This is a genomic window from Phocaeicola sp. GP0067, from assembly GCF_031119655.1.
GTDB lineage: Bacteria > Bacteroidota > Bacteroidia > Bacteroidales > Bacteroidaceae > Phocaeicola > Phocaeicola vulgatus.
In genome coordinates this window covers 261551-279283 of record NZ_JAVHZY010000001.1, presented here as the reverse complement: position 1 = coordinate 279283, position 17733 = coordinate 261551, and the positions used below count along the sequence as shown (strand labels likewise).

The following is a 17733-nucleotide window of genomic DNA, read 5'->3' as shown; positions in this document are numbered from 1 at the left end:
TTGCCCATATTTTCGGGCGGACTCACATGTCTGCCCCTAAAGTGAACAAATTGGCAGTCAATTTTACTTTTGGCATACCCTCTTTTGATATTTCTAAAATTCTGTTTACCTTTGTTGTCAATCATCCGGATTGATTCAAACAAATGCAAACTTTACTAAAACAAATGAAATATCTCCGTTCACTCATGCAGCAATCTGTAACAGCATGTAAGAATCAGGCTAAGCTTATCCAACAGTTTACTCTTTCTTTACTTTACTTATTAATCATACATATAGTTGCTTTACTTTTTTTCTTCCTGTTCCGGCTTGTCCTGTTCACCTCAATAGATTATCAGTTTCCTCCCGATATACAAAACAACTTTCTCATGCAAGCCACTGCATTTATAAAAGGGCTATGGTTTGACAATGTTATAGCTTGCTACATATTGCTGTTACCATTAGTCATTTTATGGATAACCGCTCTCTGCAACTATCACTCCAAGTGGGTATTCAGATTTATCTCTATCTTTTTCATTCTATTTTATTCACTGTCGTTCATTATTTCGGCAGCCAACATCCCTTATTTCTCTTATTTTTTTAAGACAATCAATTCTTCCATTTACAATTGGTTCGGATATGGAGCCACTACTGCCGGAATGGTATTGGGTGAGACATCATTCTATTTCCCTATTTTTCTAGGACTGATATCTATTCTTCTGCTGTCAGGAAGTGTACTACGGTTATCTTCTTATTTCTATCATCTCATCAATTCGAAATCTACTTCCATCAGCCCGATAAACCGCCTATGTATATTCGCCGCCGGTGCTGTTTGTATAGGACTTTGTCTATTCGGAATACGGGGACGCATGGGATATAACCCCATCAGGGTAAGTCAAGCATACTATTGCACCGATCCATTCCTGAATCAGCTAGGGGTTAATCCTGTCTTTAATCTACTTACCAGCACACTGGATGATAACCGTAAGGAAAACCGCTATCTTCACCTGATGCCGGAACAGGAGGCAATAACCAATATGCAAAGTATATTGCAAAGAAAAGGAATAGAAGGCATCTCCCCCATTGCACGTGAAGTGAAATGCACAGCCGTCCCTACACAAAAGAATGTTGTTCTTATTTTCATGGAATCGATGTCGGCCAACTTGATGGAGCATTTCGGATCTACCAAAAAACTGACTCCTTTCCTAGACAGCCTTTATCTGGAATCTCTCAGTTTTGACCATTTTTATTCAGCGGGCATACATACCAACCACGGAATGTATGCCACCCTCTACTCTTTCCCTGCCATCATGAAACGGAATGCCATGAAAGGAGCAGTGGTACCTGTCTATTCGGGGTTGCCCACCGTATTAAAGGATAATGGCTATCGGAACCTGTTCTTCATGACGCACGAATCACAATACGATAATATGAACGCTTTTCTCCGCACTAACGGATTTGATGAAATATATGCACAAGAAAACTACCCAAAGGATAAAGTCGTTAACAGCTTTGGTGTACAAGACGATTTCCTATATCAATATGCCTTGCCCATTCTGAACAAAAGAGCAGAAGAAAGACAACCTTTCTTTACCGTATTGCTTTCTATCAGCAACCATCCCTCGTATGTGATACCTGACTATTTCAAACCACACAGCACAAAGCTTGAAGATCAGATTGTGGAATACGCGGACTGGGCCATCCGGCAATTCATGCAAGAAGCACGCAAACAACCTTGGTTTGAAAATACAATCTTTGTTTTGCTGGGTGACCATGGGAAATTGGTAGGAAGTCCGGACTGTGAAATACCACAATCCTACAACCATGTTCCACTAATGATTTACGGAAAAGGCATCAAGCCCGAAATCAGACAAGAGCCGGGCGGCCAGACTGATGTGGCACCGACTTTACTCGGACTGCTGAACATGAGTTATACCCAAAACGACTTCGGCATAAATTTGTTAACAGAACAACGCCCGTATGTCTATTTCTCCGCCGATAATTTGATAGCGGCTACAGATACAACCCACCTATATATTTATTCTCCACATGACCGGCAGGAATTCAAATATAAGAAGCAAGGAAACGCCTTGCAACTTGTAACAGGGGAGGACAGTACATTCTACGTGATGAAAAAATACTGTTTCTCCACATTGCAGAGTGCAGAGTATCTGGTAAAAGAGCACAAGACTGTCAATAAAGCTACCGGACAATAAGGTGGGACGGGTTTCACCGCCTTGCCTTCCTTAACGGTCATACCCCAACTTCTCCTCGTTATAATCAGAGGCTATGTAGGTAGGACGGCCTTTGGTTTCCTTGAAAATGCGCCCCACGTACTCTCCTATAATTCCCAAAGAGAAAAGCTGGATGCCACCTAAAAAGAGCATGACAATGATCAAAGTGGGGAAGCCGGCCGTTTCATCACCATAAAGCACGGTCTTTATCAGAAAATAAATGGCATAAATAAAACTGGAGATTGAACAGAGCACTCCGCATACCGTGGCGATGCGCAAAGGGGCGATAGAGAAAGAGGTTATCCCTTCGACAGCCAGATTCAACAGCTTGAGAAAGTTCCAGGAGGAATGGCCCATCAGCCTGTCTCCGCGATCAAACTCAATGCTTTTCTTCTGATAGCCTATCCAGCAAAACAATCCTTTTGTATAACGCTCGCATTCGCGCAGACGACGCAACGTGAGCACACAACGACGGTCCAGAAGCCTGAAATCGCCCACATTGGGCAAAATATCAATACGGCTCATCCGCTGAAGTATACCATAAAAAGCCAAAGAGAACTGACGACGCAACCAGCTTTCCTCGCCACGGGTACGCCGTTTGGCATAAATGTCATCATATCCTTCTTCCCAATATTCCAGCATCTGGTCTACCAGTTCCGGAGGGTCCTGCAAATCAGCATCCATCACAACGCAGCAATCGCCGGTGGCGTAATCAAAACCCGCCAGCATGGCTACCTCTTTACCAAAGTTACGCGAAAGGTTGACATAATTCACCCGCTTGTCCTGCTGCCTCAGCCGGCGGAGGCATTCCAGCGTAGTGTCGCTGCTGCCATCATTGACAAACAGGATTTCCCACTCATAAACGGCATTGCGGTTGACAAGCTCTATCAAACGTTGATACAGAGTGGGCAGCATCGCTTCCTCATTATATACCGGAATCAAAAGAGTCACTTTCTTCATATCATTCTTCACTATCATAAAGACTCCTCAAAGATATTACTTTTGTTTGAAAACAAACCTCACTAATAAAAAATTTACCGGAATGGCAATGAGAAACACTGGGATGGGAGCCAACGGACGGGAAAAACCCAACCGCAGAAAGAGATTCAACAATCCGATATGTATCAGATAATTTGTCAGATGTGCCCCCCCGAAGCCAAAAGCTTTCTTCCAGGAAGGAGGCTGCCCGAAAGTAAAATAAGCCGTAAGATAAAAGTTGGCAACAAAACTCAGCACATATCCCAAGGTATAGGCTACATTGACCTGAATGAATTTTTGCAAGACAAAATAAATGCCATAGTGCAGCCCTGTAGCAAAAAGGCCTACCATTACAAATCGCAGGAACTCGGGTATCTGTTTCAGTTTATTCATTTTCATTGATTTAAAATGCAAAGTTAGGTATTACTAAAGAATTATTCGTACTTTTGCGACAGTAAATATAAAAGACCGAAAAATATATGTCAGACAAGAAAAAAGCATTTTGGTTCATAGCCTTACTAAGCACACTTGTAATAATCCCCTTTTTGGGAGAAACTATTTTTTACTCTAAAGGGGAACCGCGCGAAGCAATTGTGGCATACTCGATGTTGGAAAGCGGCAACTGGATATTGCCTTTGAACTACGGAACAGACATCGCCTATAAACCTCCTTTCCTGTATTGGTCTATTGCAGCTATTTCCGCCATTTTCGGAGGGGTGAGCGAATTCTCGTCCCGTCTGCCGTCCGCTATCGCTTTTCTAGCTATGCAGTTCGTGTTTTTCGGATTCGTAGCCCGCTATAAGGATACAAAGACAGCAGTCATTACCTCCCTTTTACTGCTCACTTCATTCGAAGTGCACCGGGCGGCGGTGGCTTGCAGGCTGGATATGCTACAGGTTTCCTTCATCGTCATCTCACTTTGCTTACTATTTCGCTGGGACGAAAAAGGCTGCAAGGGAATACCTTGGACGGCTGTCGTGCTGATGGCATGCGGCACGCTGACCAAAGGACCTGTGGGTTCTATATTCCCCTGTATGTGTATCGGTATTTACCAGCTGATACGGGGACGCTCATTCGGCAAGACTTTCCTTTCCTTATTCGGAATCGGGCTGCTTTCCCTTATTCCATTGGGAATCTGGTTTTATGCGGCCTGGCTACAGGGAGGACAGCCGTTTATGGACCTGATGCTGGAGGAAAACACCGGACGCTTTGTCGGCAAAATGTCATACCCGTCGCATCACAACCCTTTATGGTATAACTTCCTGACCATTATATGGGGGTGGACACCTTGGACATTGGTCTTGCTTATCTCACTATTCGGACTGAAATGGAATGAAATGCACCTGCTGCCCGCAGGAAACTCTTTCACCGGACGCATCAGGAAGGTTTGGGATAACATCCGCTCACAATCCCCCATACAGCTGTTTATCTGGATAGTGATTATCGCTATTTTTGTCTTCTATTGTATTCCTAAAAGCAAACGCAGCGTCTATTTGTTGCCTATCTATCCATTTATGGCTGTACTGATTGCCCAGTATCTGGAGGCGTTAATGCAAAAAGGGGCGAAAGTGTTCAAAATATCGGCTTATATCTTCGCCTCGCTCTGTTTGTTACTCACCGTGGTGTTTTTTGCTGTACGCTGTCAGATGATACCGGACAGCATATGGGGCAACGGACGTCATGCTGCCGAAAACATAGCGTTTATGCAAGCTTTGGAAAGCACGTCCTTTTCTATTTCCAAATGGCTGATTATAGTATTGCCGGTAGTGGCTGCCATCTGTACATTAAGGCTGGTTATCAAAAAAAGTAGTACGGGGTCACTCCTCTATGGAATCACCGGTTGTGTTCTTTGCCTGTTTGTCGCTTTAGACGGGGTATATCAGCCAACAATACTAGCTGTAAAATCCGATAAGCATCTGGCAGAGGATATCAGAAAACAGGTGCCTGAAGGAGTCGTTTATTCATATACAGACAGAATGATACGGTTTTATTGTACAAATTATTATATGAATAACCAAATGCGGAATTTCACACTGGAAAATCCGCAAGAAGGGTATGTCATACTTTCTGCAAATGCACAAGAGGAGTTTTTAAAGAATTACAATGCAAAGTATCAGCTGGAAGAGGTCTTCCATACAGATTACAGAAGTTGCGACTTACGCAATACGGTAATCATGTACAAGTTCAACGAGAAACGGAAATAGTTATATCCGGCAGATTCTGCACCGATTGGGACGCGGACTATATGAATTCCATACTGATTCATATAGTCCGCGTCCAAGTTTTACTATCTGTTCCCTAAATCATCATAAACGGTTTGCAATATCGCCTTACCCTTATCCAGACGGGATTCGTCAGCTTCAGGCTCATCAAAAAGAATACTGCCGGAATTATTATCAAACACCGTCACCCCTGTACTGTCTCTGAATGAGAACCCATTATTGAAACTATAAAAGGCAAAAGGATACTTATAATCACTTCCCAATACATTACGGCTAAACGTAAATGCAGTATGTTCCAACCCAAGCTGCCCCAACAAAGTGGCTGCCAAATCGGTCTGATTCATAATCTTGTCCACCTGCATAGGCTGTTTTACCGCTCCACCTAACCATAACAAGGGAATATGATAAAAACGAGGCATCGCATTAGACCCCTCACGCGGGTAATAGAAACCATGATCGGGAAGGCAGATAACTAAAAGATCTTTCCATGCGGGAGTCTGCTTCAACCGGTCAACAAACTTACCCAGACATTCATCTGTATAAGCAAAGGCATTGGGAATTTTATCTTCCAGCCGGTGATAAGGAACTTCGAAAGGTTCATGACTGCTAAGTGTCAGAAACGCAGTATGCCAAGGCCCTTCTTCCTTCCGGTTTCTTAACTGATTATATAAATATTCAAAAGTAATATCATCATTCACTCCCCAGGCATTACTGGTCTGTTCGGCCAATGAGAAATCTGTATTGGCTGTAAGACGCTGATAACCGGTACTCAGCAGATAACTCTTCATATTGGTAAAGTTGATATCACCTCCATACAGGAAATCTGTTTTATAACCCGCCTTGGACAATCCTTCAGCTATAGCAGGCAGCGTACGGCTCTTGGCAGGAATTTTCATTACCGATGCCGTAGGCAATCCAAGGTAACCGCTGAAAGTACAGACTGTTCCACGGTCGGTACGGAAACTATTGGCATAACAGTTTGTAAAAAAGACCCCTTCCTTTGACAGACGGTTAAAATGGGGTGTCACATCAGGAAGACCGCCTAAAGGTTCTACAAAAGCACCTCCAAAACCTTCCATCAAAATAATAAGAATATTGGGACGCTTGGTATTCAGGACTTGAATAATACTATCCCCATCTGTTGTAGGATAAAGTCCGTCAAACAATGCAGCCCGCTTCTCTTCATCAAAGAAATTGAACTCTGATGCAAAATCCTGGGATTTACCCATAGAAGACAACAAACTGAAATCGGGATTGACCGCCGAATGATTCAAGAAAGGTTCGTTGCTGAAATATACTTGCCCTATATTAGAAGTGGATTCCGTTACACCACCACGTATAATGATGAAAAGCACACCTCCTAATAACAGCATTCCCGCAGTTCCCGCTATCCGTTTCCGGGTGGCGGTCAAAACGGAAGGCGTGATTTTCAGCAAGACCCAACTATTCAAGGCTATGAGTAACAAGATGGCAAGAACCCTCAGCAAGATAAATCCGACGGAAACACTCGCCAAAGCTTCCTTCGGTGAATCGATATAAAGAAAAACAGATGCGTCCAGTTTAAATCCCCAGAATGTGTATAATGCCATATCTACCACAAAAATGATAGAAATAAGCGCGGCAGCCAAAATATAATACCCGTAAAGTATTTTTTTCAAAGGGAATTTCCTAAACCAAATACTTATCAGTACCAACAAGAATGGAAATGCAGTAAGATATCCCGCCGTAGCGGCATCAAGACTGGCGCCATGAACCATTACCTGCATATAATCGGCAAACCCGAATCCTTTTTCAATGGAACCATTATAGAGCATGAATAATGGTTTCTGTAGAATAAATATCAGTAAGACCGTAAAAAAGTACAAGCTGATATAAGCAATCCTCTTTTTCATATCTTCAGTTCTTTATTATTTCCGTCCGAAATCAGCCGGGACCTCTCCCCATCGGTCGGTTTCCCACTTCAATAAAGGTGTGGTATATTTATTTTCTTTCAGCCAAATTTCGGCTCGTTCTATCATTTGAAAAAGTTTCTCCGTCTGAGGAGTCCGCTCTAGTTTAGTTTTACATTTCTTCTGTTTCACCCAGCTCAACGCATTACGGCTGTCCGAGTAAACAGGCATACTGATATTCTTCTGCTTCATCAATGCCAAGGCATGGACAATGGCAAGAAACTCTCCAATATTATTCGTTCCATAAACAGGACCGAAATGAAAAACCTCCTGTCCCGTAAGCAAATAAACGCCCCGATATTCCATCGGTCCGGGATTTCCACTGCAAGCGGCATCCACAGCCAGGCAGTTCATATCAAAGTTCTCGGGAAGTTGTTTAGGAGTATCTTCTTTTTTAACAGCATTCTTGCCTATATAATGAAAAGCGGAAGAAGCCAAGGCGTGTTCCGCCTCCTCTTTGGTCTCGAATGACTTGTATTGTGCGCCATCATAACCTTTTATCTGTAGCTGGCAGTCAGTCCAGGAGTCATAAACTCCCGGATTGACACCTTTCCATACTACATAATATTTCTGTTTCTTTGCCATTTACATACGTTCAGGCACTTCAATACCCAGCAAGCCCATTGCTGTCTTCACAATCTTGCCCACATTGGCACTCAATGCCAGACGGAAGACTTTCAACGCTTCGTTTTCTTCACGCAGAATACTGAAATCATGATAGAACTGGTTGTATTCTTTCACCAAATCGTATGCATAATTTGCTATAATGGAAGGATTATAGTCTGAGCCTGCCTGCTTGACAACCGATTTAAAATCAGCCAGCATCTGAATCAAACCTTCTTCTTTTGCGCTCAGTTCCAAACCCGCTGGAATGATTTCGGGAATAACGATACCTGCTTCAGCCGCTTTGCGTAATACAGACTGGATACGGGCATACGTATACTGAATGAAAGGTCCTGTATTGCCATTGAAATCTATCGATTCTTTCGGGTTGAAAGTCATATTCTTACGTGCGTCCACCTTCAGGATAAAATATTTCAAAGCACCCAAACCAACAATACGGGCAATATTGTCGGCTTCTTCTTGGGTCAGACCGTCCAATTTACCTAATTCAGCAGAAGTTTCCTTAGCAGTTTCAATCATTGCTTCCATCAAATCATCCGCATCCACTACTGTACCTTCACGACTTTTCATTTTGCCCTCGGGCAGCTCTACCATACCGTATGAGAAATGAACCAATCCTTTGCCCCATTCAAAACCCAATTTGTCGAGCAAGATAGAAAGTACCTGGAAATGATAGTTTTGTTCATTACCCACTACATAAATCATCTTGTTGATGGGGTAATCCTGAAAACGTAATTTGGCAGTACCGATATCCTGGGTCATATAAACAGAAGTACCGTCACCGCGAAGAAGCAACTTATGGTCCAGTCCTTCGGCAGTCAAATCAGCCCATACAGAGTTATCCTCTTTCCGGTAGAAGAAACCTTTTTCCAGTCCTTCCATCACTTTCTCCTTACCTTCCAGATAGGTATTCGATTCATAATAAATTTTATCGAAACTAACTCCCATCATCTTATACGTTTCATCGAATCCGGCATATACCCAGTCATTCATCTTCTTCCACAAGGCACGGATCTCAGGGTCATTCGCCTCCCACTTACGGAGCATCTCGCGAGCTTCCAGCATCAGAGGAGAGTTTGCCTCTGCCTTAGCCTTAGCTTCTTCTTCATTCAAGCCTTCAGCCTGGTACTGAGCTGTCAGTTCCTTTACCTCAGCCTTGTAATGCTTGTCAAAAGCTACATAATAGTCACCAATCAAATGGTCCCCCTTCTTACCCGATGATTCAGGTGTTTCACCGTTACCATATTTCAACCAGGCCAGCATGGACTTACAGATATGGATACCACGGTCATTCACAATATTGGTCTTGACCACCTTATTGCCATTTGCCGCCATGACATTTGCCAAGGCATTTCCCAACAGGTTGTTACGGACGTGACCCAGATGAAGCGGCTTGTTTGTATTGGGAGAAGAATACTCAATCATCACCAACGGAGAGTTTTCCGTAGCCTTTTCAATACCGTATTCGGGAGCAGCCTGAATAGAATTCAAAAGTTCAATCCAACAATCCGAAGCAATTGTCAAATTAAGAAAGCCCTTCACTGCATTGTAGGCTGAAACCAATTCGGGAGCATGCTCTTTCAGGTATCCGCCTATTTCCTGTGCGGTCTGTTCAGGCCCCTTCTTAGACATTTTCAGAAAAGGGAAAACAACCAAAGTAAGATGTCCTTCAAACTCTTTCTTAGTCTTTTGCAGTTGTACCATTTTTCCGGGTACATCCTGTCCGTACAACGTTTTGATAGCGCTGATAATGGACGTGGTGAGTTTTTCTTCTATATTCATAATATGTACGTACACTTATTTGTTATTGGATTGCAAAGATAGACATTTTAGGCGAAATCCTTCCTATCTTACCTTAATTTACTATATCTCCTCTCTGCAAACGATACTTTTCCGACTGAAAAACGAATAGCCCACAAACGAATAAACATACAACAAGCAATAAAATATGTCTAAAAAATATTTTTATTCATTTTGATATTCAAGTAGATTTACTGTTGAAATCAAATTAAACAAATCAACACACAGGAATGCGATAAACAAATAGATTTGATCTATCCGCCCAATATTTAAATAAGACAATTCCTATTTTAACTACGTTAATAAAATTCCGTATAGTTTTGACTTTCAACAGGTTCACCATGAAAAAAATATTAAAATATATTATCCTATTTAAATCAAAATACATATATTTGCGATTGTTATTGAATATCACAATTATAAAATACACAAGCAAAAAGAGACCCTAATGAGGTTTGGATGGCCATAAAACCACTATTAGGAAATATGATAATGATAAAAAAGGTAGTATCACAATTTTAGAAAGAGAGTTCAATATATAATGCCTGAAAAATGGCAATGTACAAACCCCTAATAAAAGCCAAGTTTATATGAACAGATTTTCTTCATTATTATGTAGCTTGCTATTCTGCATGATTACATATGCACAGGAAATTACAGTAACTGGTAAAGTCACCGCAGGAGGCGAAGAGATGCCTGGTGTCACAGTAGCTGTAAAAGGACAAACTCGCGGTACCATCACTTCCATTGATGGCAGCTATCAGATTCAGGTTAATGGTAACGAAAGCCTGATCTTCTCTTTTGTAGGTTATGAAACAATAACCATACCGGTAAACAGACGCAAAGTGATTAACATAGAATTAAAGGAAGCAGCCCAAATGGTAGATGAGGTAGTGATAACCGTTCCTTACGGTACTGCCAAAAAATCCACATTTACAGGGTCTGCAAGCTATATTGCCGCCGGTACTATTGAAAAAGCACAGGTCAGTAGTGTATCAAAAGCACTGCAAGGAACTGTAGCTGGCTTACAGTCTTTTTCCTCCAGCGGTCAACCCGGATCAGACGCAACGATCCTGATTCGTGGAGTTGGTTCTGTAAACGCTTCAACCAATCCCCTCTATGTGGTTGATGGTGTTCCTTACGATGGTGCTCTTTCCTCCATAGCATCTTCAGATATTGCATCAATCACTGTATTGAAAGATGCAGCTTCCGCTGCATTGTATGGCTCACGTGCAGCAAACGGCGTAATTATGATTACCACCAAACAAGGAAATAAAGATAGCGCACCCACCGTTGAATTATCTGCCAAATATGGTTTTTCAAGCCGTGCACGGGCAGACTACGACCAGTTGAATACAAACCAATATTATGAATTATATTGGGAAGCCATGCGTAACTATCGTATGGACAACGGTTACTCTGCCGAAGAAGCTGCTGTATGGGCATCAAGCAATGTTACAGGCAATCTAGGCATCAATCCTTATGGCAGTGCTTATCCTGAACCAATCGGCCATGACGGAAAACTGGTAGCAGGCGCCAAACCATTATGGGACGACAGCTGGGACGACGCCCTTTCACAAGATGCGCACTATACAGATTTAAATGTACGCGTAAGTGGTGGTAGCAAAACCTCCAAGTACTTTGTTTCAGCAGGTTACATGGATGACCAAGGTGCTTATATCTGCTCTGGTTTCAAACGCTATACTCTCCGCGCCAACGTGACTTCAGATATCCGCAAATGGTTACAGATCGGATTGAACGTATCAGGAACTCATTCTGTTCAAGACTATCCCAAGCAAGATGACTCTACCATTTCCAATGTGGTCATGTTTGCCCGTTCGGTACCATCTTTCTATCCGGTATATCAACGCGATTTGGCAACCGGAGCATACCTGTTGGACGAAAACAATGAACGTATGTTCGATTATGGTGAGTATCGCCCGAACTCGTATGCAAAATATAATCTGCTGGCTTCCATGCCACACGATAAAAGTGAGATAAAACGTGATGCTGCCTCTTTACGTGGTTTTATCCAAATAACTCCGATCAAAGGGCTTGCTTACAAGATGTCTTTGAACATTGACTATAACAACAAAACAAATCATAACTACACCAATCCTACTTACGGTACAGGTTCTATCAGTGGTGGCAGCGTAAGCAAATACAACTACCGCACTACAGGCATGACTTTTAATAATGTCATTAATTATCAACACACGTTCAATGATGTACATGATATCCGTGTGATGGCCGGTCAAGAGTATTATGAATATAACACTTCCAATTTCGGCGGAAGCCGCAGCAAAGTCATCATGGATGGATTTTATGAGCCCGACGCAGCTTCCTCTTTAGGTGATTTTGGCGGAAACAGTGACCAATACAAGCTGTTAAGTTTCTTTGGAAGTGCTGAATACTCGTACAATCAAAAATACTTCTTATCGGCTTCTGTCCGTTCTGACGGTTCTTCCCGTTTCCATCCGGATCATCGTTGGGGTACTTTCTGGTCAGTCGGCGCATCTTGGAAAATCATGCAGGAAGAGTTTATGAAGGACACATCAGACTGGCTATCCAATTTGTCATTGCGTGCCAGCTACGGAGCACAAGGTAATGACCAGGTAGGTTATTATGCGTATCAGGCGCTCTATTCCATACGCAATAACCTCGGTGAATCCGGTTTGCACGCTTATCGTCTGGCAACTCCTAATTTATCATGGGAAACCAATCTAAATACTAATATCGGCTTGGATTTTGGTTTCTGGAACAATCGTCTAAATGGTACAATAGAATATTTTGAACGTCGTTCCAAAGATTTATTATTCTCTAAAGACTTAGTTCCATCTTCAGGCTTCTCAAGTATGGACGAAAATATTGGTGCTATCAAAAATTATGGATGGGAATTCCAAATCTCAGGATATCCTATCATGACTAAAGATTGGAAATGGAAACTTTCTTTTAATGCTACTACCTATAAAAACAAAATAACCTCATTGCCTGCCGAAGAAATGTGGAGTGGCAACAAGAAATGGGTGAAAGGAGGATCGTTATATGACTTCTATTTAGTAGAATGGGCTGGTGTCAATCCTGAAAATGGTAATCCTACGTGGTATCGTTACAATACCAACGGAGAAAAGATAACCACAGAAGACTATTCATCAACCACCCCGGACGACAAAGTAAAATGCGGCAATTCACTACCCGACTGGACCGGCGGTCTTCAATCAGATCTCTCATTCAAGGATTTTACATTATCATTCTTATTCTCTTATTCCATTGGTGGTAAAATCTATAATGGGGATAAAGTTTCATTGATGAGCCAAGGACCTACAGGCACCGGTTGGAGCGTAGATATGTTAGATCGTTGGACTCCTGAAAATCCCTATACCGATGTACCGCGTCTGACTACTTCTCCCAAAAGTTCATGGACAAACTCTTCAAACCGGTTCTTAGTTGACCGTTCATACTTACGTTTGAAGAATATTACATTCTCTTACAATCTGCCGAAATCATTGCTGAATACATTGACGCTGAAAGATGCAAGCATATTTTTTCAAGCAGAAAATATGCTGACATTAGCCAAACAACAAGGTCTAGACCCAGAGCAAACTTTCGGAGGCTCTACTTACTATCGTTATCCGGCAATGAAAACTATTTCATTCGGTATCAATGTGAAACTTTAATACAGAAAGAAGAATATGAAAACTATTTTAAAATATATATTTTCATTCGCACTGGGAAGTACAATGCTCACTTCCTGCGATTTGGATACAATTCCTACGACTTATGTAGATGCCGGTTCTGTTTTCGGTAAAACAGGAGATGCCGAAAAAGTACTTAATGGTGGCTGGAACTACCTGATGGAAACTTTCAATTCTTACGCCAACCCCGGCTATGGAGCAATGCTACGTGCAAATGACGCAATGGGTTCTGATGTAGTGTTAAATAGCAAATATGGCTTTAGGACACATAATGAGTTTTCTGCAATTTATGGAAAAGGAGGCACAAACACCTTGAGCTGGCTTTTAGCATACCGTGTAATCAACGACTGCAATGGCGTATTAGACAATATTGATGCTGCCGAAGGCACGCAAGCCGACAGAAACCGAATTAAAGGACAAGCATTGGCTTTACGCGGTTTCTTATACCTGCACCTGGCCTCTTGTTATTCCTTTGCTATTGATAAAGACCCGGACGCTGTATGTGCACCTGTCTATACACAGTCCACTGATGAAACAATTGCAGCAGAAGGAAAACCCGCATCAAGTGTCAGTGAAGTATATGCGCAATCCATCAACGATTTAGAAGAAGCATTAGAACTTATTCCCGAAACTTATGTACGTGATGCCAAACACAAAATTGACAATGAAGTTGTCCTAGGTATTCTCTCACGTGCCTGTCTTTATGCTCGTCAATGGGAGAAAGCTAAAACTTACTCGGACAAATTGTTAACTAAAAACAATTATCTAATGACCGAAAGTGAATATAAAGCCGGATTCAATTCTGTAGACAATAAAGAATGGATTTGGGGGCATGCCCAAACCAACGATCAAAGTAATGCTAGTTATCAATTCCATTATTTAGATACTACAACTAAAGGATCATACTATTATAGCTTCAATGTAGACCCTTACTTCCGTGATTTATTCGAAGATGGTGATTATCGTAAAGAAATGCTGTTCTGGGCCACAGATCCGGGAGCTGACGTCGCATCAGCAGCCTATGTATGGATGCGTAACTCTAAATTCAGATTCCGCGATATCGAAAACCAACTTGGTGATATCGTATTGATGCGCGTTGCCGAAATTTATTTGATAAATGCAGAAGCAAAAGCACATCTGAATGATCCAGATGCAATTAACAAATTAAATGATTTAAAAACAGCCAGAGGGGCAAAAACCATTCATACAAATCTTTCACAACAGGATCTATTGGAAACTATTTGGCTAGAACGCCGCAAAGAATTATGGGGGGAAGGATTCAGTTTGATAGACATTATCCGTAACCAACAGACCGTAGTCCGCAACGCATATCCCGAAGGGCCCATTGACTATATTTACACTGATGAAAACGGACAAACTCACACCCTGAAGAAAAAGACTCAAGGACATCGTTTCTTCAATTTCCCCGATAAAAGTGCATTCTGTCCAAACAGTAAATATTATTTGTACCGAATTACGGATTCGGAAGAGCTGGCGAACAAAAACCTTTACAAGGATCATCCTAAACTCTCAATTTATACCAAATAACAGCAAACTCTAACAAAGTAAAAACCCGTAGCAAAATGAACTGTTACGGGTTTTTTATTGTTCTCAAACAAATCAAAAGAGAGTATTCATTAATAAATTTATAGTTCCAAAGGATAACTCAAAATAGATTAATGAAACAGCTTTATAATAATCTGTATCATCATGATATCCTACCCTTTCTTACTTTATTCATTGCTACATAAAATAAGAAAAGGGAGCTTCTCTTCGGATTTTAATCATAAGAGATTTAAATTTCAATATCTCTTTAGAAACACATTCTTTCTGTTTTATTTCTTCTTCAAATCCTCAGGAGAAACCAACTTATAAAGCTTGTCACTAGGACGTACCTTATCGGGTACTTTAAAGGATACATGTTGACCTTTTCTTACCACATCCACCGGTTTCAAATCCACACGCGCCTCATCCAACGTCAGAAATACCGCTCCTGTAGTAGGTCCTGTGATCAGAAGCTTATCCCCTACTTTCATCTCAGCAGCTTCCACCAGAAACTCTGCAACGCCAATATTAGAAAAGTACTTGATTCCCTTACCCACATACACCTTACGCTCAGTAGCCTCCGAACCATAGTTCTTACTCCATTCACCCAAACGCTGTCCTAAATAATACCCATTCCAGAATCCCCGATTGAATACGGTCTTCAGCCGTTCATCCCAAGCCTGCTTCTTCTCCTCGGTAAAAGTGCCCTCCAGATAAGAACAAATAGCTTCTTTGTAACATTCCACCACGGTACGTACATACTCAGGTCCTCGGGCACGCCCTTCGATCTTGAAGACACGCACGCCAGCCTCTATCATCTCATCCATAAAATGAATAGTTTTCAAATCTTTAGGAGACATGATGTATTTATTGTCCACCTCCAGTTCAATATCACTCTCTTTATCCTTCACATCGTATGCACGGCGACATATCTGCATACAAGCCCCCCGGTTAGCAGAAGCATTCATCTCATGCAAACTGAGATAACACTTGCCCGACACTGCCATACAGAGTGCCCCGTGGCAGAACATCTCAATACGGACCAATTCTCCATTCGGACCTTTAATTTGTTCCTTCTGGATAGTATCATAAATCACCCGCACCTGCTTCAAATTCAATTCACGTGCCAATACCACTACATCGGCAAAGCGAGCATAAAATTTCAACGCTCCGGCATTACTGATATTTAATTGGGTGGAAAGGTGTACTTCCTGCCCCACCTCGCAACAATAAGCCATTACCGCCACATCCGCAGCAATCACGGCACTGATGCCTGCCTCCTTAGCCGCATCCACAATGGTACGCATCAAAGCAATATCTTCATCATAAATAATGGTATTGATCGTAAGATAGCTCTTGATGCCATGTTTATCACAGATCTGTGCTATCTCGCGTAAATCATTGACAGTAAATGTACTGGCAGAACGTGCACGCATATTCAGACTCTCAATTCCGAAGTAAATAGAATCCGCACCTGCCTGTATGGCTGCCGCCAGCGACTCACGTGAACCTACAGGAGCCATTATTTCAAAGTCTTTTATAGAAGCTTTCATTATTCTTTTGATTAATATATGTGCAAAGGTAGGCTTTTTTCCGTATTTTTGCAGCCTGATTTCACCACAGATTACACAGATTCACACAGATTATAAATTAATACTCAAATGAATCTGACTTTTCTGTAACCCAAAGATAAACATACAACAATGAAGATTAGAAATATAGACCTGGGCAGATACCCTATTTTCCTGGCTCCGATGGAAGATGTAACAGACCCCGCTTTTCGCCTGATGTGCAAGAAGTTCGGTGCTGATATGGTATATACCGAATTTGTATCGGCAGATGCATTGATACGCTCGGTAGGTAAAACGATGCAGAAGCTGAATATCAACGATGAGGAACGCCCCGTAGCCATCCAGATTTACGGCAGAGACACGGAAACAATGGTAGAAGCGGCGAAAATAGTGGAAGAGGCGCATCCTGACATCTTGGATATTAATTTTGGCTGTCCTGTAAAACGCGTTGCCGGTAAAGGAGCCGGTGCAGGTATGCTGCAAAATATCCCGCTGATGTTGGAGATTACCCGTGCTGTTGTGGACACTGTAAAAATTCCCGTTACTGTAAAAACACGTCTAGGCTGGGACAATGAGCATAAAATTATAGTAGATTTGGCAGAACAATTACAAGATTGCGGCATTGAAGCACTGACCATTCATGGACGCACCCGTGCACAAATGTACACTGGTGAAGCGGACTGGAGTTTAATAGGTGAAGTAAAAAAGAATCCCCGTATGCATATACCTATCATTGGAAACGGGGATATAACTACGCCACAACGTGCCAAAGAGTGTTTTGACCAGTATGGAGTAGACGCTATTATGATTGGCCGAGCCAGCTTTGGACGCCCGTGGATATTCAAGGAAGTAAAACATTATATAGAAACCGGTAAGGAACTCCCTGCCCTTTCTTTTGAGTGGCGGCTGAATGTACTCCGTCAGGAAGTGTTGGACAGTGTGAATCTGCTTGACGAACGCCGCGGTATTCTTCATGTACGCCGCCATCTGGCTGCTTCTCCCTTATTTAAAGGCATCCCCAACTTTAAAGAGACACGTATCGCCATGCTCCGTGCCGAAACCGTGAAAGAACTTTTCAGTATCTTGGATTATATCAGGGGGAATTACGGAATGAATTCTTAATGCTACAATGTGCTAAT

11 protein-coding genes are annotated in these 17733 nt (G+C 42.1%); 5 read left to right on the top strand and 6 right to left on the bottom strand.

Going from position 1 to position 17733, the window contains the following annotated elements:
• The first annotated feature begins 164 nt into the window (after positions 1-164).
• On the top strand, positions 165-2192 hold the full coding sequence (locus RE317_RS01015; protein ID WP_081028079.1) for an LTA synthase family protein: 2028 nt from the start codon (positions 165-167) through the stop codon (positions 2190-2192).
• Between the two features lie 30 nt (positions 2193-2222).
• On the opposite strand, the gene RE317_RS01010 is transcribed toward RE317_RS01015, so the two are convergent.
• Together RE317_RS01010 and RE317_RS01005 are read right to left on the bottom strand one after the other, a co-directional pair.
• Positions 2223-3170 (bottom strand): glycosyltransferase family 2 protein, encoded by a 948-nt coding sequence (locus RE317_RS01010; protein ID WP_008672428.1) that lies wholly within the window; start codon positions 3168-3170, stop codon positions 2223-2225.
• A gap of 36 nt (positions 3171-3206) precedes the next feature.
• Entirely contained in the window at positions 3207-3581 is a 375-nt protein-coding gene (locus RE317_RS01005; protein WP_005850093.1) for a GtrA family protein, read from the bottom strand.
• Between the two features lie 86 nt (positions 3582-3667).
• Between RE317_RS01005 and RE317_RS01000 the strand changes: the two genes are divergently transcribed.
• Positions 3668-5392 (top strand): glycosyltransferase family 39 protein, encoded by a 1725-nt coding sequence (locus tag RE317_RS01000; RefSeq protein ID WP_008666579.1) that lies wholly within the window; start codon positions 3668-3670, stop codon positions 5390-5392.
• Positions 5393-5475: 83 nt separating this feature from the next.
• On the opposite strand, the gene RE317_RS00995 is transcribed toward RE317_RS01000, so the two are convergent.
• Genes RE317_RS00995 through argS form a run of 3 tightly spaced genes read right to left on the bottom strand, consistent with a single transcriptional unit; the run spans position 5476 to position 9765 of the window.
• Positions 5476-7302 carry an LTA synthase family protein gene (locus tag RE317_RS00995; protein ID WP_008666578.1) on the bottom strand — a complete coding sequence of 609 codons (1827 nt, stop codon included), beginning with the start codon at positions 7300-7302 and terminating at the stop codon, positions 5476-5478.
• Between the two features lie 15 nt (positions 7303-7317).
• Complete coding sequence (locus RE317_RS00990) at positions 7318-7944, bottom strand: viroplasmin family protein (protein WP_005844205.1); 627 nt, start codon at positions 7942-7944, stop codon at positions 7318-7320.
• Positions 7945-9765 carry an arginine--tRNA ligase gene (gene argS / locus RE317_RS00985; RefSeq protein ID WP_005850079.1) on the bottom strand — a complete coding sequence of 607 codons (1821 nt, stop codon included), beginning with the start codon at positions 9763-9765 and terminating at the stop codon, positions 7945-7947.
• Positions 9766-10373: 608 nt separating this feature from the next.
• On the opposite strand from argS, the gene RE317_RS00980 reads away from it, so the two are divergent.
• Together RE317_RS00980 and RE317_RS00975 are read left to right on the top strand one after the other, a co-directional pair.
• Positions 10374-13460: a TonB-dependent receptor gene (locus tag RE317_RS00980; protein WP_008666572.1), complete on the top strand. Its 3087-nt coding sequence runs from the start codon at positions 10374-10376 to the stop codon at positions 13458-13460.
• Positions 13461-13475: 15 nt separating this feature from the next.
• Positions 13476-15026 carry a RagB/SusD family nutrient uptake outer membrane protein gene (locus RE317_RS00975; protein ID WP_005850073.1) on the top strand — a complete coding sequence of 517 codons (1551 nt, stop codon included), beginning with the start codon at positions 13476-13478 and terminating at the stop codon, positions 15024-15026.
• Between the two features lie 287 nt (positions 15027-15313).
• Here RE317_RS00975 and RE317_RS00970 read toward each other — a convergent pair whose 3' ends face one another.
• Positions 15314-16576, bottom strand: a complete 1263-nt coding sequence (locus RE317_RS00970) for a peptidase U32 family protein (protein ID WP_005844184.1) — start codon at positions 16574-16576, stop codon at positions 15314-15316.
• Between the two features lie 150 nt (positions 16577-16726).
• Here RE317_RS00970 and dusB point away from each other — a divergent pair, with 150 nt between their 5' ends.
• On the top strand, positions 16727-17716 hold the full coding sequence (dusB, locus tag RE317_RS00965) for a tRNA dihydrouridine synthase DusB (protein WP_005844183.1): 990 nt from the start codon (positions 16727-16729) through the stop codon (positions 17714-17716).
• The last annotated feature ends 17 nt before the right edge of the window (positions 17717-17733 follow it).

Coding starts and splice junctions, on each gene's coding strand:
- RE317_RS01005 (WP_005850093.1), bottom strand. CDS start 3,581: ATGAATAAACTGAAACAGATACCCGAGTTCCTGCGATTTGTAATGGTA.
- RE317_RS00970 (WP_005844184.1), bottom strand. CDS start 16,576: ATGAAAGCTTCTATAAAAGACTTTGAAATAATGGCTCCTGTAGGTTCA.
- RE317_RS00980 (WP_008666572.1), top strand. CDS start 10,374: ATGAACAGATTTTCTTCATTATTATGTAGCTTGCTATTCTGCATGATT.
- RE317_RS01015 (WP_081028079.1), top strand. CDS start 165: ATGAAATATCTCCGTTCACTCATGCAGCAATCTGTAACAGCATGTAAG.
- RE317_RS00990 (WP_005844205.1), bottom strand. CDS start 7,944: ATGGCAAAGAAACAGAAATATTATGTAGTATGGAAAGGTGTCAATCCG.
- RE317_RS01010 (WP_008672428.1), bottom strand. CDS start 3,170: ATGAAGAAAGTGACTCTTTTGATTCCGGTATATAATGAGGAAGCGATG.
- argS (WP_005850079.1), bottom strand. CDS start 9,765: ATGAATATAGAAGAAAAACTCACCACGTCCATTATCAGCGCTATCAAA.
- dusB (WP_005844183.1), top strand. CDS start 16,727: ATGAAGATTAGAAATATAGACCTGGGCAGATACCCTATTTTCCTGGCT.
- RE317_RS00975 (WP_005850073.1), top strand. CDS start 13,476: ATGAAAACTATTTTAAAATATATATTTTCATTCGCACTGGGAAGTACA.
- RE317_RS00995 (WP_008666578.1), bottom strand. CDS start 7,302: ATGAAAAAGAGGATTGCTTATATCAGCTTGTACTTTTTTACGGTCTTA.
- RE317_RS01000 (WP_008666579.1), top strand. CDS start 3,668: ATGTCAGACAAGAAAAAAGCATTTTGGTTCATAGCCTTACTAAGCACA.